The organism is Paenibacillus sp. 1781tsa1 (genome assembly GCF_024159265.1).
Classification (GTDB): domain Bacteria; phylum Bacillota; class Bacilli; order Paenibacillales; family Paenibacillaceae; genus Paenibacillus.
Genome location: NZ_JAMYWY010000001.1, coordinates 3,793,486 through 3,817,983, shown reverse-complemented (window position 1 = coordinate 3,817,983; position 24,498 = coordinate 3,793,486). Strand labels below are relative to the sequence as shown.

Below are 24,498 nucleotides of genomic sequence, written 5' to 3'. Positions count from 1 at the left end.
TAAAGTTAGATATTTTAATGAAGGGAGTTCAGAAAGTAATTTAGAAATTTAGTTTAAAATTGTAGTTTGGAGGAAAACATTTTGTATAAAGCAGGTTTTTGGATTAGATTAGGAGCAAATGTACTGGATAGTCTTATTATTTCAATTCCGTTAGTGATTATTGCAGGTGTGCTTACGGGTAATTTTGATACGGATGAGCCAATTGCCAAACTACTTAGTGCGTTATATTCAATTTTATTACCAGTTTACTGGTACGGTCGGACCATTGGAAAACGTATATGTGGAATTCGAATCCGTAACTACGATACACACGAACCGCCAAAAATTGGTACAATGCTAATGCGAGTTGTTGTGGCCGGACTTGTGTATGTAATAACTTTAGGCATCGGAGTTATCGTAAGTGCTTTTATGGTTGGTTTGCGTGAGGATCGACGTGCGATTCACGACTTCATTGCAGGAACAGAAGTAGTCTGGGATTAAACGAAACGATTAAACTCGAGTTGGCTGTACAGGGGTAAAATCACTGTGCAGCTTTTTTAAACATTAGTACTATTTCACAAAACTCGTATTTTGTACATATGTTGATTAATGTTCTGGGAACTCAACTACCATCCAAACTTCACTTTGGCTATACACATAATGTCACAGTAAAAATATTCTTTGTTCAGCAGAGATTTTCTCCAAAATACATAGGCATACGCATAAGGACATATAACTGGGAATTCAGCTTATTCATCTGTTTTTTTGAGTTCCATTAGTTGAGAAATACAATGTCTATGTTCATCTCTATATGCCAGTTTTGCATCACAATTACAAACATCATGCCGGTTCTCTCCTTCCTCCCCTGCTGATTCAGCTCACCGATCCCTGGCACGATGATGGAGCGCAGCGGAATCATCGTGCTGCCCTTCAGCATGGCGGCTTGATGAATAGTGTAGTAGCGCGGAGCGTTCATAATGCGGCCATGCCTTCTCCGAATCTGCTGGCTGGTTTTTGACTTTGGCTCCGTGCGGGATGTTAACAATCTAATTCCGCAATGACACAATGTTCTTGTCCTTTTCTGCAAAGGAACCAAGTTCTTGTCCTCAGCTTGGGACAAGAACTTGGTTCCTTAAATCAAAAAAGCTGCTATAATAGCGACTATGTATGGAACAATGTTTGTGTCCCTGGACACGCACGCAGCATGCTGAAAGTGTATGGCATGACTCCCATGGAATATCTGCTGCATTACAGAATCGAACAGGCCAAAAAGCTGCTGCTGCAAACCTCCTGGTCCGTTGCTCGCATCGCCGAAGAGATCGGCTTCAATCATGTATCCTACTTCTCTTCCTGTTTCTCGAAAAAAGAGGGCATCTCTCCTTCCAACTTCCGCAACAAGTTTACCAACTCAGATAAATAAACTGAAACAATCAGAACTGATGCCGTGAAAAAAAGTGTCCGCTCACCAAAGATCACGTTATCCTATAGCTCGTATTTTGGGTCTATCGGGCGCTTTCCTTTATGCCTACCTTTTTACAGCAGCACTAGTAGACTTCTTCTTATTCGCTTTCGCGAATCCAAACGCTCATTTCTCCTTCATCCCGATTGGCCCATTGGCCCAAGTGAAGTAAGGAATGAACCGAAGCTCGGCAGGCTGTGTATCCCAGTGAACATTCACTGCGATACAGATGTATTCCCCAGTCTTCTTGGGATGCGATTCTCTGCCCAATGGTTGTAAGTGCCGGGACCCCCAGAGGCATCTGTTCCCCGTTAGCGATATGAAACTCGGCATCCCGAGGCAGATGAATGCGATGCAATCCGCGGCCATTGTCGACTTCTTCGAGACAGTACATAAACGGTCCCCGCTGGATGGCTACTTTTCCGAAAGTGGCTTTGATGTGATCATGCCCTTTCATACGCAGCAACTCCATTGGGAAGTGAAGCTTGATCTCATCACCAGCTCTCCACGTACGGGTCACCTTTATGTAACCGCATTCAAAAGTAAACCCATCCTGTTCGGTCTTCTCCCCATTAATCCACAGCTCGGGAATCTTGCACCAGTCCGGTTTTCTCAGAGCTATCGTAAACTGCATTCCCTCTGGGGAATCGGGCCGAACGATCAGCTTCACATCTCCGGTGGAGGTATAGTCAGAGTCCATGGTTAGGGCTGCTCTCCTACCCTGAAGTGTGAATTTTGTGAATTCCCCTTCCCCTCCGATGTACAATTGCACATACAACGTAGCCTGTTCCACAGCCGGGGTAAATACATATTGATCCAATGAGGCAATTAATCGAGCAATGTTCGGCGGACAGCAGGCACAACCAAACCACCCTTGCCGGCGTGTTCGCACGTGAGCATAATTAGGATTCACACGTTGAATCTCCGGATCGACTTCAAGCGGATTCACATAGAAGAAACGTTGACCATCCAGGGACATTCCACTAATCACCGTATTGTACAGGGCACACTCCATAACATCTGCGTACCGGCTATCCTGCTCCATATGCAGCATGCGCTTCGCCCAAAAGATCAGGCCAATTGAGGCACAGGTCTCTGCGTAGGCAGTATCTCCAGGCAGATCATAATCGCCTGTAAATGCTTCTTCCTTGGCTGATGAACCAATGCTTCCGGTAATGTACATTCGCTTGCTTACGATGTTGCTCCACAATTTTTCACAGGCTTCTTTCAGCGGTATATCCTCCGTCTTCGCAGCTACATCTGCCATAGCCGAGCACATGTAAACCAGTCGAACCGCATGACCTTCTGCTGTCGACTGCTCCCTAATGGGCATATGGGACTGGGAGTACGTGTGGCGGTGAACCATGTCCAACTCGCCAAAATGTATGGTACGGCCCCTTTGCTCCCATTCTTCTACAAAAAAATGAGGACTCGCTCCCCGCTGATCCAGAAAATAACGGCTCAGTTCCAGATATTTCTCTTCCTTTGTCGTCTCATACAATTTGAAGAGTGCAAGTTCAATCTCCTGATGTCCATCATAACCTGGCAATTGTCCCGGCTCTGTACCAAACACGGTGCCTATATGATCCGCCAGGCGAATAACCACATCCAGCAGCGTGCGCTTGCCCGTGGCGTGATAGTACGCCACACCAGCCTAAATCATATGTCCTGCACAATAGAGTTCATGACACTCGGCGAGGTTCGTCCAGCGCGCCCCAGGTTCACGCAGGGTAAAGTACGTGTTCAAATAACCATCGGCTTGCTGTGCCCGAGCTATGGTCTCAATAACGGAATCCACGAGGACTTCCAGTTCCGGGTCGGGCTTCGCGGAGAGCAGGTACGAAGCTGCTTCAATCCATTTCGCAACATCGCTATCCTGAATGAGAACCTCTCCTTGTTCTTTTTAATAAGCTTATTTTACAAATCATTACATCAGGGCGAAATCATCATTTCCAACTGAAATTTACATAATTACAACCTTGTACATATGCTAACCTTGTAACAAATCAGAAACTTGCCCGTTACAGTTCCTCTCGCTGTAAGTGACTCAAAGCCCGTTTTTGTATCTTATCGAGTTGTTTGTCCCATAAGAAATTTCAAAACTGTGCAGAATTTATGCTGCCTGTTAAGATTTAAATTACATCTTTATTCTTTAGATGTACTTCTTAACGGTAATAGGACCATGTGCTTGTCCATTCCGACAATCGATAGAAGTTTTTGTCCTTGGCAGGGAATAAAACTCGTTTAGCGATTTTCAATAGGAATATGCCCGTTCGTTGAATAAAAGCAGCCAATTTCAATGATCGGCTGCTTTCTGTGTTTTATTGAGCTAACGTTACCCGTCAGCTTAACATATTTTTTATTTACTGAGTACAAGTTTCATACCATCATGACTAGCAATAAATCCAAGACGTTCATAGAATTTATGAGCATCTTTACGTTGTTTATCTGTTCTCAGTTGAATCATAGTGCAACCCATAGTTTTTGCGAATGCCTCAATGTATTCTTTGGGTAAAGGTATTTCATAACGCTCTAGGGTAATACCGAATCCATCGTCCGCTAATAATTGGACAATTGCAGGAAGGTGCTCTACAGTTGCTGTTATAAATTCCATAAATACATCCAATAGTATGTTAGGATACTCAGTTACCACAATAATACAAACTAAAAAATCTCCCTGAGATACCAATTGATCGCAATTGATTTGACTGATAATAGAATGAAAAGCCTGCACTACATCGAGTTCAACCATTCCAAAACCCTATGTTCTTTATTATTATTTGAACCCTCGGATCAACCTAATAACTAAATGTTTTTACTTCATCAGATGAAACTAGGTTTCGTTATGTGAGCATTTTAACTTACAATATATAATCTGTTGAACGAAGTCGAAGGCACCCAGTAGGGTGCCTTCGAAGTTCTAACTGTCTCTCTTTGGCAAGTTGGATAAACGAACTCAAATCCATCAACCAACCTTGTTGGGACACTCGTTCATTGTAAAGAACGTGCAAGTGCTGCAACAGAGCCGCTGAAATCGGGTTTGCCGTCAGCCGTCCACAAAAGCGCTGTCACAAATGTATGGCGATTCGGATCGTACAGCGGATCTCCTATAATGTTCTTGTACGTTCTTGCGTGAAACACAAATAGCGTCTCTTCGTCGTCCTCTGACACCGTGAAGGAATTATGACCGGGACCATACATTGAGATGCTCTCATCTGTCGAGAGAACTGGTGTTTGCGACTTGCGCCATGAGGTGGCATCGAGCAAATCAGCATCCGCATCGGCTTCAAGTAGGCCCATGCAATAATTGAAATCGGTGGCGCTAGCCGAGTAAGAGAGGAATACCCGATTACCCTTGCGAAGAAATGCCGCGCCTTCGTTCACTTTATAACCAATAATCTCCCAGTCATATTCCGGCATCGAAATCATCGTTTGCGACCCAATCAGCGTCCACGGATTGCTCATTTTAGATATATACAGATTAGAGTTACCTTCAATATTCGGATCCTTTTGTGCCCATACGTAATAACGGCTGCCATTATGCTCAAAGGTAGTGGCATCGAGGGCGAAGCTTTCCCACTCGGTACGAACCTGCCCTCTTTCCGTCCAACTGCCTTCGAGCGGATTGGCATTTTCATTCTCTAGCACGTACATCCGATGGTCGAACAAGCCTTCATTTGTTTCCGTCGTGTGTGCGGCAGCGAAATACACGTACCATTTGTCATCAATAAAATGCAGTTCGGGTGCCCAAATATTGGCACTAAGGATACCCGTCTCGCGCTTTCTCCAGATCACTACAGGAGTTGATGTAATAAGCCCCTCAAGGTTCTGGGCTCTACGGATTTCAATCCGATCATACTCCGGAACGGATGCTACGAAGTAATAATAACCATCCGAATGTCGGTAAATAAAAGGATCAGCTCTTTGCTCAATCAATGGTTGAATGTCATGTAACGCTCGTTGTTGGACTTCCATCTTATCACCTGTTTCATCTTAATATTACTACCCTTTAACAGCACCTGCAGTCATACCATCTATGAAATATTTCTGGAAAGCAATGAACAGTATAAAAATTGGAATGATGGAGAAGAAGGAGCCCACGATCAATAGATCATAGTTATTGCCATAGGGAGTTAATAACGTTTTCAAACCGATTGGAAGTGTATATTTACTCTGATCTCCTAACACCATGAATGGCCACAACAGATTATTCCAGCTATTCATACCATTCAATATGGCCATTGCTGCAAACGATGGCTTCATAATCGGCATAATTAGTCTGAAATAAATCGCATACTCGTTTGCGCCATCAACCCGCCCAGATTGAATAATCTCTTTGGGTATGCTTCGTAGATACTGCCTGAAGAAAAATATCGTCGCGGCATTGGCTATACCGGGTAGAATGATTGCCGAATAGCTATTGACCATTCCCAAATCATTAATTAGGCTGTACAAAGGAACCAGCAGTATTTCGAAAGGCACCATCATAATGAGCAAAACACATATAAATAGGAAGTTCTTACCTTTAAAATCATATGCTGCAAAACCATAAGCAACAAATGCGCTTACAAAAAGTGTTAAAACCACTTGAATAATTGTTAGAATCATACTATTCCAAAACCACACAAAATAATCATGTTCTCCAGTAAACAGAAAGATGAAATTATCAAAACTCATGATTTCAAAATCCAAACTTAGGTTAAGACCATATCTAACTAATGATTCACCTGGTTTAAAGGAAGATAGGGCCACTGCGTAGAATGGGATCATAATTATAACGAATAGTATAATGAATAAACCAATAATTACTATTCTAGAGATGAAATCACTCCTCGTCTGACTTCTGCCCACTTTAATCCTCCTCCTTTTTGAACATTCCACTAAATTTCAACTGTGTTAAATTGATAACCATCGCAATGACTAACAGAATGATACCAACTGCAGCTGCGTAACCCAGCTTATTCTGCTCAATCCCTTGTCTATACAGATATCCAACAATGGTTAAGCCAATATTTTGGGGCGATTTGTTACCGTTGAACATCATCAGACTCTCGGTAAACATGGCTAAACCTGCATAAACACTAATTGTGGTAACATATACCGTGGTCGGCTTCAATAATGGCATTGTGATCATTCTAAACTTCTGCCAAGCAGATGCACCGTCAATTGAAGCAGCCTCATAATATTCATTGTCAATGCTTTTCAAACCCGATAGATAGTAAAGCATATTAACGCCTGTCCATCTCCAACATGCGAGGATTAACAGTGCTGCCATACTCCAATTTCCGTCTTTCAAAAATTTAATAGGTTCTACACCAAATAGACCCAGGAAACTGTTCATTAATGAACCTTCCATTTCACCGAATGTCAGGCGGAAAATGGTACCCGCAACTGCGACAGATGTCAATGCAGGGAGAAAGAACGAAGATTTAAAGAACTCTCTTCCCATCATTAACTTACTGTTGATCATAACGGCGAATAACATGGGAAAGGGAATTAACAGCACTAAGGTTCCTAACATGTACACAACGCTATTTTTAATAGATATCAAAAACACTTTATCTGTAAGCAATTTCGAATAATTTGCTTCACCAATCCATTTAGGATCCTGCCCCAACATCCGATCTTGAAAACTCATTATGAATGAATTTACAAGCGGGAAAAACCAGAATATCAAAAATATGAGTATAAATGGCAATACAAAAACATAAGGTGCAACTTTTTGAGAGTATACAAATTTCTTTATCATATTCTCAATCTCCCTTGACTATGGTTAAACCTGCCGACCACTATACCTGCCAACAGGTTTAACCAAATCATTTACGTATTATATTTATTTCAATTCTTGTTCAATGGCTACTTGTGCTTCATCCAACGCTTCCTTCACGTCTTGGCCATCTTCAAAGATCGCATTCAAAGTAACCGTATTGAATATATTGCCGATGGTTGGTGAAGCTTTAACGGACTTTATCGCTTGAATTTCGTCCTTGATTTCATTCAAAGTATCAAATGCATTTGTTTTAAAGTATTGGACGTATTCATTTTCAGGGTTTTTCGTAACTGCATCATCTTTCCATACTTCCATGTTGATTGGGTCAAATCCAAGTGTATTCCAAATTTCAGTAGTAGCTTCTTTCGAAAGCTTAGCAAAAGCTACAAATTCTTTTGCCAACTGAACGTCTTTACCATTTTTAGTAACAACTGTGCCAGTACCGCCTAAGCCAACGGAACGAGGGTTACCTTCTTCGAATACAGGCAATGGAGCTATTGCATACTTCCCTTTAAGGTCTTTCATTTCGTTTACAAAGCGGGACATGTACCACTCAGGCATTAATGCACTTGCGTAGTTGCCTTTGTTATATTCGCCTTTTGCTTCTTCTGTGTCGGGTTGTCCGCCAGGGATCGTATGAATAACATTGTTCTTCTGCAGATCGACTAACATTTCAAACGCTTTAATCATTTCAGGCGAATTCACTTTTGGATTACCATTTTCATCTGTAAAATCAGCATTTTGCTGAGCTAGTAGCAGCGATGCTTGGAACGAAGCTGACGTATCAGCAGTACCTAAGTACTTGCCAGTCTTTTCGTAAACCTGGATACCTGCTTGTTTGTAATCTTCCCACGTTATGATTTTCTTGTAGTCAACACCTGCTTGTTCGAGAATTTCAGTGTTGTAGAAAGCAAGCGTAGCCCCTACGTGATAATCAAAGCCATAAACCTGATCGGCTTTGGAGTAAATCTCGACACGTGAAGGAACAACAGCGTCTTTGTATGGTGCATATACATCATTCAAAGATTCCAAGGGAACGTTGTCACCTTCCAAGAATTTCGGGAATTTACCTAGCTCAATATCCGCGATATCAGGAGCACCTTTTCCGCTTGTAACTGCCAGTAAAAGCTTGTTATGCATATCATCGTAAGGCATAACCGTCACATTTAACTTAATCTGTTTGTCTGGGTTCTGTTGGTTCCATAACCCCAGCATTTTATCCAAATGCTTGCCGTGCAAATCTACGAATGTCCAAAATGATAATTCTGTTGCATTCTCACCGGCATTAGCGCCTAATTGACGTGTTTCCGTTTTTGAACCAGAAGGATTACCACATGCAGTAAAAACAAGTGACATAATAAGGAGTGTAACGATGGAGATTAAAGCACTGCGTTTTTTCATTTGTTCGTCATCCTCTCTTTTTGTTATGCATTTGAAAAGTCGGCTGACTAGTTAGTTCTGTTGATTTAAGCGGTTACAATCCATCTTGGCACCACCATCCTTAACATAATTCTAACCTTTCAAAGAAAAGACCCCTTCGCAACAACTTCTTAGATTCCATATTGTAAGCGCTTCACATGCCGTATTAATATATATATGAAATAAGCTTTATATAACCAACTGATTATAAAATCATAAAGTTTATGGGGAGATGCTACTCTTTGAAAAAGCTAGCGCTCTACAAACAAATTCGAGAAAACATTATACAGAAAATTAAATCAGGGCAACTTCGGCCAACGGATCGCATTCCTTCTGAGCAAGAACTAATGGACGAATTCAGAGTAAGTAAAATTACCGTCAGGAACGCCCTAACCCTACTAGCTGACGAAGGATTAATTATACGCGTACAAGGCAAAGGCTCATTCGTCTCTTCTAGTCTTGTTGTTTCTAGTATCAATTTCTCGCCATCCCCATGCAGCGCGTCCTCCATGTCGCTCATTGGCTTCATCATTCCGACGATGAGAACCCGTGTCATTCAGAAGCTCGTTGACTACACGGAACACTTCCTGCAAGAAGCCGGCCTCAGCATGGTACTAAGCATCACGCGCGAGTCCTCCTCTATCGAATCAAACGTCATTCGTACACTAACGGAGCTCGGTGTGAAGGGGCTGATCGTTTTTCCAACAGAAGATGAGAAGTACAACGAATCATTACTGCGTCTGTCGCTCGATAAATTCCCGTGTGTGTTCATCGACCGCTATCTGCGCAACATTGATACGTACACCATTACATCCGACAATTACGGCGGTGCGTATAAGGCTATATCCCATTTGTTATCCAAGAGTCATCAGCAGATTGCGCTCATCTCACCTGAAAATGCCAATACAGCCGTCGAGGACCGCACGCTCGGCTTCGAGCAGGCGTACACAGATCAAGGCATCTCGATTGACAAGAGCTTGTGGTGTCACATTCCTCTCGACATTCTACGCAGCGAGCAAGCATTGGACTATGTAAGCAACTTCTTGCAGAACCACAGTGGAATTTCGGCAGCCTTCTCCTTGACTGAAGAAACTGCACGCCTTACATCCGCCGCGATCAGTCTTCTGAACGATCACTCAAATATCGATTTACTATTAAAGCTGTTATGTGAACAGATGGAAGATATTTATTCTCCTAAGAACGCCGTCATCCCCGTGGAACTCATCTTCCCTTGACACTAATCTAAACTCAACTCCTTGCTTTTATGTTTAAATCAGGTCTTATTGTTTGTTGTAACGCGCTAAACTGAGATCTGAGGATTTAATTTCAGTCCTATATTTTGCTTTTAAACTTCAATCCTTTTACGTCGTTTATCTCTATGACCTTTGAATTAGAGATAAAAAAAGATGTCGATCTTTGTCAGACCAACATCTTCTAGCTCGCTTTCATATTGTGTTTAATATATTAATTGAAATTTCTACTTTTTTTGCAATTCATCATAGTCGAACCAATCAAAATCAACAAATGGAAGATCATGATGGATACCTGCTTCATTTGAATTTGGTTTGGCTTGCTTACTTCCGTACAGACCGATGTAGGTTCCAGTAAAACCACCAGCACGATCAGTACTAAGCAATCGACCATCGGCTTTTTCGAATAACACGTCCCACGAAGCATACTCATTGGCACGATAGTAAAAGCTGTACTCCTGTTCATGTCCAACAACCTTCAATTGAATATGACGATCGCTCCATGGATGAGAGATCAGAAGTTTATCTACCCCTGCTTCCCTCTCAACAACACGAATAACAGGCTTTCCTTGCTCCAATGCCAGCTCCATTCGGAAGTGGTAATTCTGGTTGTGAAATAAGGTCAGACCTGCGGTTTCACCCTCATTTTGAGGATTAAACTCCATGTGTGTGGATGCATTGAACATCAGGTGCTGCTGCCTCCGACCAACAAAGGCAGGATTGCTCTGTTCCGTCAGCTGATCCTGTTTCAATCGCAGGCGCAAATGCCCTGGTCGTTCTGTCACGCTCCAAAATTCTCCGCGCGGCGTTCTCAGGAAATTCCATATCGGAGATAGAGAATTCTCTTCGAAATCGTCCCGAATCGGCGTACTTGACCACCGCACTTCAGGCAGGTTAGGTGATCTCGTTTCCAGCTCCAACCTGCCCACCCCTGGACTAACAACAGGCCACTCCTGTTCCCATTGTACGGGTGCCATGAATGTTTCCCGACCCAGGTTTCGGTAGTATCCTCCGGCTGTTCTGGATGCAAGACATAGTAACCACCACTCACCTTGTTGTGTTTCAATCAGTTCCGCATGACCTACATTAACAATCGGATACGCTCTTCCCAGATGTCGGTGTGTCAAAATCGGGTTGGCGCTATGCCCTTCATAAGGCCCTGTGATGTTACGGCTTCGCGCGATGGTCACGGCATGAGTATGGCCAGTCCCTCCCTCCGCAATCAACAAGTAATACCAATCATCCTTCTTATAGATATGCGGCCCTTCCTGAGCATGAGCCACCTTAAGCGCACCCTGCCATATGCTTACTTTCTCACCAATTAGCCTGCCCTGCTCCAGTTCGATCTCCTGAAGCCAGATATCCATATGTTTCGGGTATTCCTGACCTTCAGGTGGAATGCGGTTTCCCGTATAGTAGGCTCTGCCGTCTTCGTCAAAAAATAACGATGGATCAATACCTGGAGCATCTTCCAACCAGATGGGATCAGACCAATCACCTGATGGATCAGTAGTGGTTACATAGAAGTTATGTTCCTTCTTTTCGTTATCAACGAATGTAGTAATCATATAGAATGTGCCGTTATGATACCGAATTGTTGGAGCCCAGATGCCCCGAGAAGGCATAATTCCATCCAAATTAAGCTGTGAAGCACGATCAAGAACATGGCCTAGCTGCTGCCAATGAACCAGATCTTTACTGTGGAATAACGGTACGCCGGGAAAGTATTCGAAACTGGACGTAACGAGATAATAGTCTTCTCCTACACGAATGGCCGACGGATCTGGATGGAATCCCGGCAACACGGGGTTGCGAAATGTTTTCACGTCAAGTTCTCCTTTATTCAAATGTTATGGATTATTAATCAGCGCTCTCTTGCACGAGTGAAAGTTCTGCGGCCGGATTCCAATTATCCGCTCCGGCAAAGAGCTGGGCAGGCAAATATTTCTCTGCCTCTTCCGTCGTCAACTGAGTCGTCCAGTTAAAACGTGCTTTGGGATTCGCTCCAGGCCCATAACTGGCGAATTCGGTAAAACGTGCTGTACGTTCATTATCCGGGTTACTCCAGTTATTCCATCCAGATGCACTAATGTGATTATCCATATAGCTGTTGATATAGACTACATTGGCATAAGGTCTCCACGGTCTGCCAAGAGGTATAGTTCCAGCAAGACTTGAATCGCCAGTAATGCGGCTATTCAGGAATACATAACCAGACTTCTCCTCCGCGGTGGATGCTGCAGTAACGTAACCATTGCTTAAACTGTGAATGACGCTGTTCTCAAACAATGCCGTTGCATTGCCAAAGATAAAGTCGACATCACCTTCAATATAACTGTCCACATAATATTGCCTTCCATCATTCACATAAAGCGTGTCCTGCCACCCCTTCAGGCTAACGTCCCGGAATACCAGACGATCACCACGAGCGAGCAGAGCAACCGCTTGACCTGCATTGTCGCCCGCATCATTTTGTATGGTCAGATGCTCAGCCGTAAAATCGTTTGTCTGCACCCGGAAGCTATAGCTACCTGAGGTACCGAGTGCATTGCCGGATGAATCCAATGTGCTGGCAGAATCACCAAAGATCAGCACAGTGCCCTCCCGGCTCTCTCCAATCACTCGCAGATGTTTTTTGGTGGACGGTACGTCCAGCTTCTCACGGTAAGTTCCATCTTTGATTCGTATGATGGTAGGAAGCGTGCTATTGTCCGGAACAGCATCTATAGCTTCCTGAACCTGTTCATATTGTGCACTTCCATAAGGTGACACGGTTAGAACTGGTGCAGGAATTTCAGATATTGGAGCGGACGACATACTCTCGCCAACTTCATTCAATGCCGTAATGACATAATAATAGGCAGTGCCATTGATTAACTGTGTATCAGAGAATGAAGTATCATTTGTATTGGAAGCTACAGTAACGAATGGCCCTTCGGGTGATTCACTTCGTTTCACTGAATATTCCTTAGCCCCCTCGGCTTCTTGCCAAGTAAGAGTGATTGTACTTTCACCTGGCTCAGCACGAATCTCTGACGGGGTCTGAGGTCTACCATCATCCACTGCTGGCCGTGTACCAACGGCTGCGGAGTCAAGGCTTCGTGTACCTTGAGCAATTGCGGATACCTTATAATAATATGGCTTACCGTTCACGAGTCCTGTATCCACATAGGAAGTTCCTGATTCTTGATCAGCAATGACATCATAAGTTCCAGTCACGGACATTGCACGCTTGATCACATAAGTCGAAGCGCCTTCTATCGCTTCCCACGTAATAGAAACGGATTTGGGAAGAGACTCTGCCGTGACTTGGGGAGTAGTTAGAGCCATGGTTGGTGTTATAGCAACCGGGGAAGAATCCGCTCCCTCTCCTCCAATACCAGTCGCAGATACGACGTAATAGTAGGTCGTTCCATTATCCAGTCCTCCATCCCGAAACGTAGGAACAGCTGCACGAGACGACACAGCTGTATACGGGCCTTCAGCCTGCAAACTACGTTTTAAAGTGTAGTAGTTAGCTGCTTCGACTTCATCCCACGTTAAATCTGCTTGTGCGTTTCTCGCAACAGCTTTCAGATTCTCAGGCATGTCTGGTCGTACAGCATCCTCCGAGGGTGTCACTGAAGACGTGTTGGAATTGCCGCTCTCGCCCAATGGACCAACGGCCGTGACGACATATGTGTAAGTCGTTCCATTGGTGACCTCTTCGTCAATGTAAGTTGTCTCAGTTAACTCAGAAGCAATCAACTCGTAGTCGTTCGCGGACTGAATACTACGCTTTACATTGTACGTAGAAGCCCCGTCCGCTTCCTCCCAATGTAATCTCACCATACCATTGCCTGGTTCGGTACGAAGCCCTTTAGGAGAACTAACCGGTTCAACATAAAGTTTGACATTGTCATAGAACAACGTGCCTTTACCCGTGCCTGGTGTTCTGGCAAACAAACGTCCAACACCATCGGCAGTCACATCGGCCTGGAACGGGACATCATCTGCGACGCGCACGTCATCAATGTATATGTCCGCTTTTTGCGAGGCTACATTGCCAACGATTTTGAAGTTGTACCATTGATTATTGACCGGTGCATTCATTAATTTGTGATCTTTGCCGTCTTTTTTGTATATTAGCGTATACTGATCCTCTGCTACCGGAGCAGAAGGTTTGCGTAGCTCAATGGAAAGTGCGGTGCGACTGCCGGTTCCATTTTGCAATTGCAGAACGGTTGAGGTGCCAGGCCAGCCTTGAGACATGATATCAGCCTCAAATACAAAACTTCCCCGTTGTGGTGGAAATGATCTTACGAATTGGGCGATCCCAGCCCCATTGTCATATAGCATGAGCGCTTTAGTAGACGCGTTTCCTGTTGTTCCTGTGGGGATCTGGTTAACAACAACTTTAAGATCGTTCGTCTGTGGGTCAGGTAGTCCAGTGTAACTTGCTGGTGTCGTATTGATCTCGGTATCCTCAAAGTCATCATTCATGTAAAAGATGGTCTCGGGCTCTCCTTCCGCTGCTGCACTAGCCTCATTGGAATAGAAGCTTGTGCCATGATCATTCGTAGCCTTCACTGCATAATAATAGGCTTTACCTACAGTAAGATTGGGATCTGTGTAGGTGATGGTCGTAATCCCCTCTTGCTGCAACGTGTATGGCCCACCAGGTATATCTGCTCTATACATTGAATAAGAGTCAGCGCTTTGCACTTCATCCCAATGTAAGTGAATGGACTTGAGGTCCGGCTCAGCTACAAGTTCAGTAGGTGCTGTCGGGAAATCAGCAGGCAACTCCTGAACGGATGCATTGGAGAAAACAGATGCATTGAGCTTATCAACTTCATCATCCGGTTTGGAAGCATCGGCTGCCAATCCGATGTAGACCGTTTCGTCTGCTGGGAATGATTGTGAATCGATAACAAACCAATTGTTACCGTCTTTGGATACAAGTGAAGTCACTTGATCCCCAAGTCGCACAAGCTTAACCCAATACGGGAGTGTGACCATGCTGCCTTTTTCCTGATGCACAACTTCGGTGCCCGCTCCATCACGAACAAGGCTAACGGCTTGTTGTCCACCCTTCACATAAGTGACCATGGCGGCAATAAACGGGGATGACGCATCCAGACTTTTACGAATCATGACACCTGCTTCGGCTCCATCGTCGGTAGCTGTCACCTGATCAACTCTAGCTACAATCTCACCATTTCCTTCTAAGATTTGGTAAGCATAGTGGAAATGATCCGTCTCTCCATGGATATCTCCAGCTGATTTTACCGTAACGTCAGTATCACTAGCTCCCAATTGGGCATGACCCGTAATGCCCGGTTCTCCAATATCGGTTGATGACCAAGGGGCAATACTGTTCTGCTTGTGAACATGTACCGTGACATTGTTGGACTGCGTTGAAGTACCTGAGTCATCAATCGCTCGGACGGTGAGATAATGAGTGCCATCCTGCACATCTTCCCATGTAAACGTGTAAGGCGCTGTCTCATCTTCCCCCAGTTTCACATCATTTTGATAAAATTCCACTTTGGCAATGCTGCCGTCTATATCTGACGCAGAAGCCGTGATCTCAACGGAAGACCCTTCAGTCTGAACGGTATGATTGGCTGGTGACTGAAGGGTAACCGTGGGATTCATAGATCCGTTGCCAGCAATGCTGTTCAGGTATGTCTCCAGATAGGTATAACCTGATTCATGTATCTCGTTACGGTCAGCAGGATCATTCGGATTGAGTCCCATACTGATCTCCCATTCGTCGGGCATACCGTCATGATCCGAGTCAACCAGAGCTGAAGCCATCTCCTCAAACTCAAGGTAACCGCCAACTTCCTTTTGTGAATTAATATGTTGTCCCGTGCGGTTTTTCACATCATTTACAATTCGAGCATCGATGGCGTCCCGTCTAGGCAGACTTGCACCTGCTTTTGCAAGAACTTGCTCATAGGCTGTTTCTGCATCGTCCATGGATGTGGGATTAGCCATCTGCACAGGAGCGAGTAGTTTGGAATCTGGATTCGCAAGTTCTCCCACACCTAACCAGTTGTCCGCTGTGACATCGGGATAACTGTCCACGACATTGCCACTCACATGTAATCGTGTATCAGGTGCAACATCAAGGAAAATCTGATCCCGGGCATTTCGATACGTATTCGGTCCGTATTTATAGTAGTTATTCATGAGGTTATAGTTGCCCTCCTCACCGCCATAAGCAGAGAAGAACCCCCAATTGTAGACAATATTGTTGTAAGACTCGGTATTAAAACCAGGAGCCCCTGCAAATCTCGGGTTACGGCTCACGTTATGAGCAATGATGTTGTGATGGAAGGAGGTGTTGTTCCCTCCCCAGATACCTGCATATCCATGCCGCCCCTTCTGATGCGTAGTCATCAGCATGCTCTCAGCAATGACAGACCACTGCACAGTTGTATTCTCGTTGGCGTACATACTCAGTACTTCGTCAACAGACCAGGTAAACGACGAGTGGTCGATCATAATGTTTTTGTGGTATCGTCCACCAAATACGTCATCCTCACTAGGATGCTTATCCCCAAGCCGGAAGCGCATATGCCTGACGATAATGTTGTCCGCTTGGAATGTGGTCCAATAATCGGATACAGTGATTCCTTCTCCTGGAGCTGTCTGTCCAGCAATCGTGATATTAGAACCGGTAATCGCCAGAGGGGATTCTAGATGGATCGTTCCTCCCACTCTGAATACTACGGTGGTATCACTCTGACTAACAGCATCTCGAAGGGATCCAGGGCCGGAATCGGCGAGGGTGGTCACTTCATACACTGACCCTCCCCTACCACCTGTCACGTACTTACCGCCGCCTTCAGCACCGGGAAATGCGGACAATAATGGAGTAGCTTCATCTTCTGCAGCAACCATACCTGGTAGCAAACTGAACAACATCGCAACGACCAATACGAATGATACCATTCTTTTCAACGAATCTTCCTCCTCCGGTTTACATGTAATTGTACAGAATGTTACCTCACTGAGAGCCAGATGCTCATGCGATAAACATTTCTCTGATCTGGCATCACCTCCACAATATAATGTAAGTGTTATCAGTAAAAGGATGCGAAAACCCGTTGTAATCTGAAACCTATCCGTACTCTTTCTGCGATCACGTTCTAGATTTCCTATCCAACGGGTCTCGTCATAGATTGTTAAACTTTGGCATGCAGCAAGTACTCGTATTCGGTACATGCGAGCAAGAAAGCTCCCATTCCTTTTTGATCATTCGTTATAATCGGTTCACTTATATAATACGCGTAACTTCCGTCACGCCTTGCATCTCCACCGAGCCCTGCAACCTGGCAGTTTTTGTAGAGATTCACCCAACCCTGATTGGTCTCCATTACGAATTCAGAGATTAATCCTGCATAAGCATGGTTCAATATCAGTTCCCATTCCCACGGTAACCATCCTAGCCGAATCCCTTTGGCCATGGCGTAGACAATCATGCTGGATGCTGAAGCCTCCAGATAATTTCCTTTGCGATCTCCCTCATTTACCACTTGATACCATACCCCGCTAGCTGTATCCTGATAGGTGCGCAGCGCAGTCATCGTATCTGTGAAAATATCAACCAACTTGCTATAATCGGGATGATGGCTTGGTAATAACTCCAGGACATCGACTAAAGCCATAACAAACCAGCCGATAGATCTGCCCCAGAAGTTTGGTGATTGTCCTGTTACCGGATGGCTCCAAGACTGATTGCGCTGTTCATCCCAAGCATGATATAGCAATCCTGTAGCATCGTCTCGGGTATGATGGGCACACAGTATAAATTGTCTAGTCACATCGTTCAACAAGCCCTCTTCGGGCTCCCAACGAAGCAAGTATTCCAGATAGAACGGCGCACCCATATAGAGACCGTCCAACCAGATCTGATAGGGATATACTTGCTTGTGCCAGAAAGCTCCCTCAGACGTGCGCGGGTGAGTCTCAAATTGTTCACGTAACAGACCTGCCGCAAGCTTATATTTTATTTTCCCTGTCCTGTCATACAGGCCGAACATCAGCTTGCCGTTATTCAAATGATCAATATTATGTTCTTCCATCCGGTATCCCCGAATCGATCCATCACCTTGAATAAAATAATCCATATTATCCTGGATGTATTGTGCATATTGCTCATATCCAGTCGCTTGCCATAACCGTTCAAATCCTTTTAACACCACGCCATAATCATAAGACCACTTGCCGTGATGCCCGTTCTCTTCATACAGCTTAGGGGTTCGCTCCATGATGGATGCGGCTGTTTTGGCTGCCCATAGATCTTTAGCAGATTTTGTTTCAAGCATCTGTAGATTTCCTCCTCCGCACGTATTTGCTGTTTATTTATTGTTTAAAACGGTTTGATGAGCTGCCTCATATTCGGAAATGATTTTGTCTCCACCTGATTTTCTCCAAGTATCAATAGCATTCTGGAAACCAGGCCGATCCATCTTGCCCAGGATATACTTGTATGTTGCATCCGTGATGATCTTCTGCAACTCAGAGCCTTGTTCTGAGAACGTTGGTGATTCCAGCGAATACACTGGGTTCAGCACGGCAAAGGTTGTATTTTCTTCAATTAATCGTGTCGATTCAATACGTAGTGGGTCAGCATCCACAATGGCATACCCGTTCTCGTTAGGGCGCGAGGAAGAAAATGGCTGTACCTCTTGCTCCCATAACTTGGTATTAATTATGGTGGCACCATTGTTCTCGTCGAGGCTATAGTGCACATCTTTGATTCCATATGTCATCAAGGTAAATACCTCTTCACTCATCAGATCATCCATAAACTTCAGAATACGTTTTAATTCAGCTTCGTCCTTAACCTCCGATTTAGGAAAAGCAAGCAACCCACCTACGCCATTGGATGTCGACCAGATTGCTCGATCACTTTCATTTCCTGTGGACGTAATATCATTGACCATGACAAGCTCCATATCATCTTGAACACCTTGGGCAAGATTAAACAGACCCTTGCTATCAAATAGAGCTCCCACATAGATCCCTGCCTTGCCCTGAGCGAAGCCTTCCTGCTGATCCTTCTTGGCTGTTACTGCAAAATCCTGATTAATGTATCCATTGGTATACAACTCTTTCATATAATCCATAGCTTGAATGTAACCTTCCGACTCAAACTCAGGTGTCACTTTGCCATCCTCACTAATCGCCCAACCACTTGGTGTACCAAAGTAAGATCCCAGGGTCTTAAAAGCACCAAACACCAAATCACTGCGATCAATGAATCCGGTTGTGTCTTTCACGCCATTGCCATCGGGATCTTGTTCTGTAAATGCCTTTGCCACTTCCATGAGTTCTGCCGTTGTTTTGGGAACAGGTAAACCAACCTTGTCGAGCCAGTCTTTACGTAAAATAACACCATTGCGCGCTACCTGCTTTTGCATCGGAATACCGTATAACTTTCCTTCAATGGATGCCGAATTGCGCATATCCTGAGATATGCCTTTCAGGTTCGGGAATTCGTCGAGATACGGCCCAACCTCCCAGAAGACGCCTGCTTTGAGCGCATTGCGAACCGAAGAATTCTCCAGAATCGTCAAGGATACGATGTCAGCGAGAGAACCGGAAGCAAGTGAAGTATTAAGCCGTTCTTCCTTAGAAGCATCCGGAATCCAGGAAAACTGTATATCCACATCCGTAATCTCTTCAATTTTGTTAAGCACGGTATCCGTAGGCGGTGAAGCGGTATGCATAATATTCAACCAACTAATCGTTGTTTTGCCATCAGCATTGGTTCCTGAGTCCCCACTTCCTCCCGCACAGGCAGATAACAGTAAGGCTCCACTTAACGTAAGCGCTAACAATTTGGAAGTTCTATATTTCATCGTTCAATCCCCTTTTCACCAATATTAGATTCTACCAGTACATCCTTGTTGTCATTCGGGATTGCTACTAGTATACGCCGTCTTCTCCTAATTTTTTGGCGAGACGATTAGCCATCATAACCAGCGCCAAACCTACCAGACCTTTGAACAACCCAACCGTTGTACTAAAGCTCAATTGTCCATTCTTCAAACCTGCCGTGAAGATATACGTATCAAATATCTCACCGACCTCCCGGTTAAGCGAATTCAGTAACAAGTACATATGTTCAAAGCCTAGTTCCAGCGTGTTTCCGATTTTGAGAATCAACAATGTAATAATGACCGGGCGAATTGCGGGTAAAGTTACGTGCCACATTTTGCGCAATCTAGACGCACCGTCCATCTCGGCAGCTTCATACAGCTGGGTATCTACAACGGTAATAGCTGCGAGGTAGATGATCGTTGACCAACCGGCTTCCTTCCATATAATCTGCAAAATATACATCGGACGAAGCCATTCAGGTGAGGTTAAGAAGCTGATCTTGCTACCACCCAATGCAGCTATAATTTCATTCACGACGCCCCCATCCACACTAAGAAACACGTACGTAATGGAGACGATAATCACCCATGACATGAAATGTGGGATATATACGATCGTTTGGATGGAGTTTCGGAATAATCTGTGTCGTACTTCATTCATCATGAGTGCAAGGATGATCGGAATCGGGAAGAAAATCACTAATTCAAGCGCGAACAAGATCAATGTATTACTAAGTAGCATGACGAAGGTTGGTTCCGTGAACAGACGGACAAAATGTTTGAAGCCCACCCATGGACTATCTCTAATTCCTAGATACGGCTGATAATCCTGAAATGAAATAATAAGTCCGCCCATCGGAAAATACTTGAAGATCACAAAGTAGATAAAACCGGGAAGAATCATTAAATAAAGAAGCTTGTTGGATGCAGCGTTTCTCAAATAGTGACCTAATCCTGTATTCCGATATGCTTTGTGTTGCAACGAAACGACTGATGGCTCAGATTCTCTCACTGCTTGCTGACCTCCTTGTTTGGGATGGTGTGTAGTTGAATGCTTCCTAAGCATATGAGATGTAAGCGATTCCGTACATAATCATTAGCTATTGTAGTTGAAGGATTCCACGTCCAGCGCGGCTTAAGGCCAGTTGAACAGGTGCAGATCGTAGATCATGATTATTATTGGTAATATGGATTATCATGGTATTTCAAAGCTTTTGCATCACTATAACGTTCCATTTCAAGTCAGTAGGTCAGGATTATGTACGTAATATTCTTCGCTTGTTATGGTAAGGGAGAATCACTACTTAACAAGGAGGAACATATCAGATGTCCAAACACAATGTTAAAAAGGAACAACTTGGTGGCGTCATATTCAATGTAATAAATTATACGTTCTTGCTTCTTTTCTCCCTGGCCTGCCTATTACCCTTCGTAAACGTCGTTGCCAGTTCCTTCGCTTCCACGCAGGAGATTGTACAGAAGAAGTTTATTCTGTTTCCGACATCCTTCTCGCTTGATGCCTATCGTTACATCTTCTCCACACCTACCATCTTCAAAGGACTCGGCGTATCCATCTTCATCACGCTGGCAGGAACCATTGTCAGTATGACGCTGACGGCACTTATGGCTTACGGGTTATCCAGAAGATATCTCTTAGGACGGAACTTTATCAATTTCTTGGTCGTCTTCTCGATGTTGTTCAGCGGGGGTATGATTCCTACCTTCCTAGTTGTGAAAGCGGTTGGATTAATCGACTCGTACTGGTCCATGATTATCCCTACTGCAATCAATGCATTCAATCTGATCATCATGCGCAATTTCTTCCAGGCCCTACCGGATAGTCTAGAGGAATCTGCCAAAATTGATGGTGCCAACGACTTTCGGATTCTGCTACAAATTATGATTCCACTGGCTCTTCCTTCCATTGCTACCTTATCCCTGTTCTATGGCGTATCCTATTGGAACACGTATATGAATGCGATCCTATATCTCAACGAGTCCACGATGTGGCCACTTCAAGTATTGCTACGCCAGATTGTAATTGTCTCCAGTGGCATGGATGGCAACAGCTCGGTTGTAGACATTGTCCCTCCATCACAGACCATTAAGATGAGTGTCATCGTTGTGGCTACTGTACCGATGCTGCTCGCGTATCCTTTCGTACAGAAGCACTTTACCAAAGGCGCTTTACTTGGTTCAGTGAAAGGTTGAGATGAGGCACATATGGAAAATAACAATCCCCTCGGGATCAACCTGAGGGGATTTACGCTTACATGGAGTGGAGTTGAATTTCGAAGGTGCTTACGGATTATCGGATACTGCTAACATATACTGGAATGCTCAGCTATCCATCCGCAACCTTCGATATGCACCAGGGGTGAGGTTCTCTTTTTTTCGAAAAGTACGTATAAAGTTCTGGGAATTCTGATATCCCAGTCGTTCGGCTATATCTTTAATGGGCATGTTCGTGTCCACCAACCATTTCCTTGCTACATCTAGTCTGATATTCATTAAGTACTCGCTAAAGGTCATATTGTACTCTTTACGGAAAATGCTACTTAGATAGTTCGGCGTATAATGCAATCGTTCACTTATGGATTCCAGTGACAAGTCCTGATCGTATTCTGTGCGTACAATAGAGGCCATACGATCTGCAAGTGTGCGAAACTGTTGGCTCGCTCTCTCCTGCATACTATCTACCATAGGATAGATGACTTCGTGAACAAGAATATGTTCAACTTCTTCCGGATTCAGCGTATGCAGCAGTCGATGATACAATGTGCCGTTACTCTGTGTAAGCAACACGTCCGTACCAATGAGCTGCTCCAACTGAATCAAATTGTTCACGAATCGAATCAATGTGATCTCCAGATTCATTGGATTAAGGTTGTGCTTCATCATATCTGCTAACAGCGGGTATAAAGTACGTGTCACCTCTTCTTTGTCACCAAGACGTATGGCATCGAACAGCCGACTCTCCAATTCTGTAGGGTAGTGAAGTAAGGTAGGTCCGCTGCTACCGCGTATGATATCCTCATAGAATATAACGGACTCTTTGCCTAGCTTAAGACGCTGGTACAATGCTTCAAGACTCATATCACAGGCTTCCCGGGTATTCATGAGGTCTTCATATTGACCACTGAAGCCCACACTGACTGAAGCGGACCAATACTCGCGAGACAATTGAATAACCCTTTTGGCATATTGCAACATCACTTCTCGATTGTCTGAAGAACTGCCAGCAAAGGATAATATCGTTGCTTGTGTCCGTTCATTTAAAACGACGGGTAACATCCGTTGGGACGGGGGAATGATCTCTTGCACTAACTGATTAACGGCCAACAGCAGTGTATCTTTATCAGCCAGCGCGCCTTTCCCGGGACGGTCAATCTGAATCAACATCGTTGCATACATCTCGTTGTGCATCTTCGTATACGCGAATCGTTCGAGATAGCTATGGATCTCTTCCCTGGTTAACCTATTCTGTAGTACATTTAGAACAAATTGTGTTTCAAGTTTGGGCTTTTCAAGATGGATAAGCTGTTCGAGATGTTGTTTCTCTGAAACAATAGAATGGATCGACTGAATGATCCAACCGACCTCGTCCCTGACCGTTCTCTCAGCACGTCCGCCAAGACTATGCTGAATTTGAAGAACGGGCTTGGCAAGCCGTAAAGCTATAATGTATGCAAGAATGATCATCAGAGCCATAATGACGGCACCCATTACAATTAAACCCAAACGGGTCGATGATAGGGCTTGGCTGACTTCTTTTTGATTCGGAAGTGTGATATAAGTCCATCCATTATAAGTAGAACGGGCGTACAAGCCCATAATTGAATCACCCGATGCAGCAGGAATTGTAATTTGTCCTGAAGGAGGCTCATTAACTATTTGTTTGCTGATTAAGTTCATTTGCTCAGCAGATATAGGGCTTTGTTCGGTTAAAGCTGCATAGAGCAATTCACCCTGTTTGTTCAAAATGTAGATAGGAGCATCGGATTGCGTCTGTAGGGATTGATTCAGTGTTCGCAAAGAGATGTCCGACATCGCAATGGCTTCTTTGTCCTTCGAATACATCGGTAACGCATGCAGCAATCGAAGACCTTCCTTAGTTTTGGTCCAATAGAGGTTATTGCCTTCCGGATCAGCGAATAAGGCTTGCATCTGTTGCTTCTCTTCATCTGTAATTCGTGATAACGATCCGTTAGACAGGCTCCAATTCTGCTTCAGACTCACAAGCGAATACTGCACGCCATCAAGCCCCATCGTTGCAATATAACCTAGCTGGGAATTCAGTTCGCGATATGCTTCATAATCTTGCCCGCTTAATGGACTGTTAATGACCTTACGAAACGATGGCGTCGTACTGTACGTGGCAAAAGCATATTCAATGGTTTGAATTTTTTGTTCCAATGTATTTCTCACCTGCAGAATTAAGCTTTGGTGCCCTTCGCTTACACGCTCTATTACAGATTTTGTAGTTGCAACATAGATATAACTCCCAAAACCTACAACGAGTCCAATGCTAAGGAGTAGGATCGAGACAAAGATATTCGTAAACGTTTTACTCTTTCGCATGTCCTGCTCCTCCATCTGTTTGAATTGGTACATCTTGAGTCCATTTGTCATGAAACCCTTCACGGCAGTCATGTAATCGCTTGCATTTTGCCATACTATAAAAATGTTGAGCCGTTGTAGATCTCGTCACACTAGAGTTTATCATGGCAATGAACAAGA

The 24,498-nt window shown here is 44.2% G+C and carries 16 protein-coding genes and 2 pseudogenes; 4 read left to right on the top strand and 14 right to left on the bottom strand.

The features are described from left to right. Positions 1–81: 81 nt before the first annotated feature. Complete coding sequence (locus NKT06_RS16735; protein WP_253436728.1) at positions 82–480, top strand: RDD family protein; 399 nt, start codon at positions 82–84, stop codon at positions 478–480. A gap of 274 nt (positions 481–754) precedes the next feature. Here NKT06_RS16735 and NKT06_RS16730 read toward each other — a convergent pair whose 3' ends face one another. Continuing rightward, a complete protein-coding gene (locus tag NKT06_RS16730) occupies positions 755–955 on the bottom strand; it encodes a hypothetical protein (protein ID WP_253436726.1) in 201 nt (66 codons plus the stop codon). 219 nt (positions 956–1,174) lie between these two features. Between NKT06_RS16730 and NKT06_RS16725 the strand changes: the two are divergent. Continuing rightward, positions 1,175–1,399 (top strand): annotated as a pseudogene (locus NKT06_RS16725) (helix-turn-helix domain-containing protein); the annotation flags it as partial. Between the two features lie 139 nt (positions 1,400–1,538). Here NKT06_RS16725 and NKT06_RS31925 read toward each other — a convergent pair. From NKT06_RS31925 to NKT06_RS16695, 7 genes and pseudogenes are all read right to left on the bottom strand, one after another. After that, positions 1,539–2,210, bottom strand: coding sequence for a glycoside hydrolase family 127 protein (locus NKT06_RS31925; protein WP_367399898.1), 672 nt, complete (start codon positions 2,208–2,210; stop codon positions 1,539–1,541). A gap of 54 nt (positions 2,211–2,264) precedes the next feature. Further along, positions 2,265–3,320, bottom strand: a pseudogene (locus NKT06_RS31920) (glycoside hydrolase family 127 protein); the annotation flags it as partial. A 477-nt stretch (positions 3,321–3,797) separates the two neighbouring features. Further along, a complete protein-coding gene (locus tag NKT06_RS32005; RefSeq protein ID WP_483311577.1) occupies positions 3,798–4,190 on the bottom strand; it encodes a GNAT family N-acetyltransferase in 393 nt (130 codons plus the stop codon). Between the two features lie 239 nt (positions 4,191–4,429). Beyond that, positions 4,430–5,413, bottom strand: coding sequence for a glycoside hydrolase family 43 protein (locus NKT06_RS16710; protein WP_253436725.1), 984 nt, complete (start codon positions 5,411–5,413; stop codon positions 4,430–4,432). A gap of 27 nt (positions 5,414–5,440) precedes the next feature. After that, positions 5,441–6,259: a carbohydrate ABC transporter permease gene (locus NKT06_RS16705; RefSeq protein WP_483311622.1), complete on the bottom strand. Its 819-nt coding sequence runs from the start codon at positions 6,257–6,259 to the stop codon at positions 5,441–5,443. Positions 6,260–6,290: 31 nt separating this feature from the next. After that, entirely contained in the window at positions 6,291–7,187 is an 897-nt protein-coding gene (locus tag NKT06_RS16700; protein WP_253436720.1) for a carbohydrate ABC transporter permease, read from the bottom strand. An 84-nt stretch (positions 7,188–7,271) separates the two neighbouring features. Continuing rightward, the gene (locus NKT06_RS16695; RefSeq protein WP_253436717.1) at positions 7,272–8,609 is read right to left on the bottom strand and encodes an ABC transporter substrate-binding protein; all 1,338 of its coding nucleotides are present in this window, start codon (positions 8,607–8,609) and stop codon (positions 7,272–7,274) included. 260 nt (positions 8,610–8,869) lie between these two features. On the opposite strand from NKT06_RS16695, the gene NKT06_RS16690 reads away from it, so the two are divergent. Then, positions 8,870–9,862 (top strand): GntR family transcriptional regulator, encoded by a 993-nt coding sequence (locus NKT06_RS16690; RefSeq protein WP_253436714.1) that lies wholly within the window; start codon positions 8,870–8,872, stop codon positions 9,860–9,862. A 242-nt stretch (positions 9,863–10,104) separates the two neighbouring features. On the opposite strand, the gene NKT06_RS16685 is transcribed toward NKT06_RS16690, so the two are convergent. The 5 genes from NKT06_RS16685 to NKT06_RS16665 form a co-directional block, all read right to left on the bottom strand. After that, positions 10,105–11,703, bottom strand: coding sequence for a glycoside hydrolase family 43 protein (locus NKT06_RS16685; RefSeq protein ID WP_253436711.1), 1,599 nt, complete (start codon positions 11,701–11,703; stop codon positions 10,105–10,107). A gap of 34 nt (positions 11,704–11,737) precedes the next feature. Next, complete coding sequence (locus NKT06_RS16680) at positions 11,738–16,822, bottom strand: pectinesterase family protein (RefSeq protein ID WP_253442615.1); 5,085 nt, start codon at positions 16,820–16,822, stop codon at positions 11,738–11,740. A gap of 233 nt (positions 16,823–17,055) precedes the next feature. Next, positions 17,056–18,198, bottom strand: a complete 1,143-nt coding sequence (locus NKT06_RS16675; RefSeq protein ID WP_253436708.1) for a glycoside hydrolase family 88/105 protein — start codon at positions 18,196–18,198, stop codon at positions 17,056–17,058. A 33-nt stretch (positions 18,199–18,231) separates the two neighbouring features. Continuing rightward, positions 18,232–19,737: an extracellular solute-binding protein gene (locus tag NKT06_RS16670; RefSeq protein ID WP_253436705.1), complete on the bottom strand. Its 1,506-nt coding sequence runs from the start codon at positions 19,735–19,737 to the stop codon at positions 18,232–18,234. A gap of 67 nt (positions 19,738–19,804) precedes the next feature. Next, positions 19,805–20,662 (bottom strand): ABC transporter permease, encoded by an 858-nt coding sequence (locus tag NKT06_RS16665; RefSeq protein WP_253442613.1) that lies wholly within the window; start codon positions 20,660–20,662, stop codon positions 19,805–19,807. Between the two features lie 422 nt (positions 20,663–21,084). On the opposite strand from NKT06_RS16665, the gene NKT06_RS16660 reads away from it, so the two are divergent. Continuing rightward, complete coding sequence (locus tag NKT06_RS16660; protein WP_062329851.1) at positions 21,085–21,969, top strand: carbohydrate ABC transporter permease; 885 nt, start codon at positions 21,085–21,087, stop codon at positions 21,967–21,969. Between the two features lie 129 nt (positions 21,970–22,098). Here NKT06_RS16660 and NKT06_RS16655 read toward each other — a convergent pair whose 3' ends face one another. Then, on the bottom strand, positions 22,099–24,339 hold the full coding sequence (locus tag NKT06_RS16655; protein ID WP_253436702.1) for a helix-turn-helix domain-containing protein: 2,241 nt from the start codon (positions 24,337–24,339) through the stop codon (positions 22,099–22,101). Between the last annotated feature and the right edge of the window lie 159 nt (positions 24,340–24,498).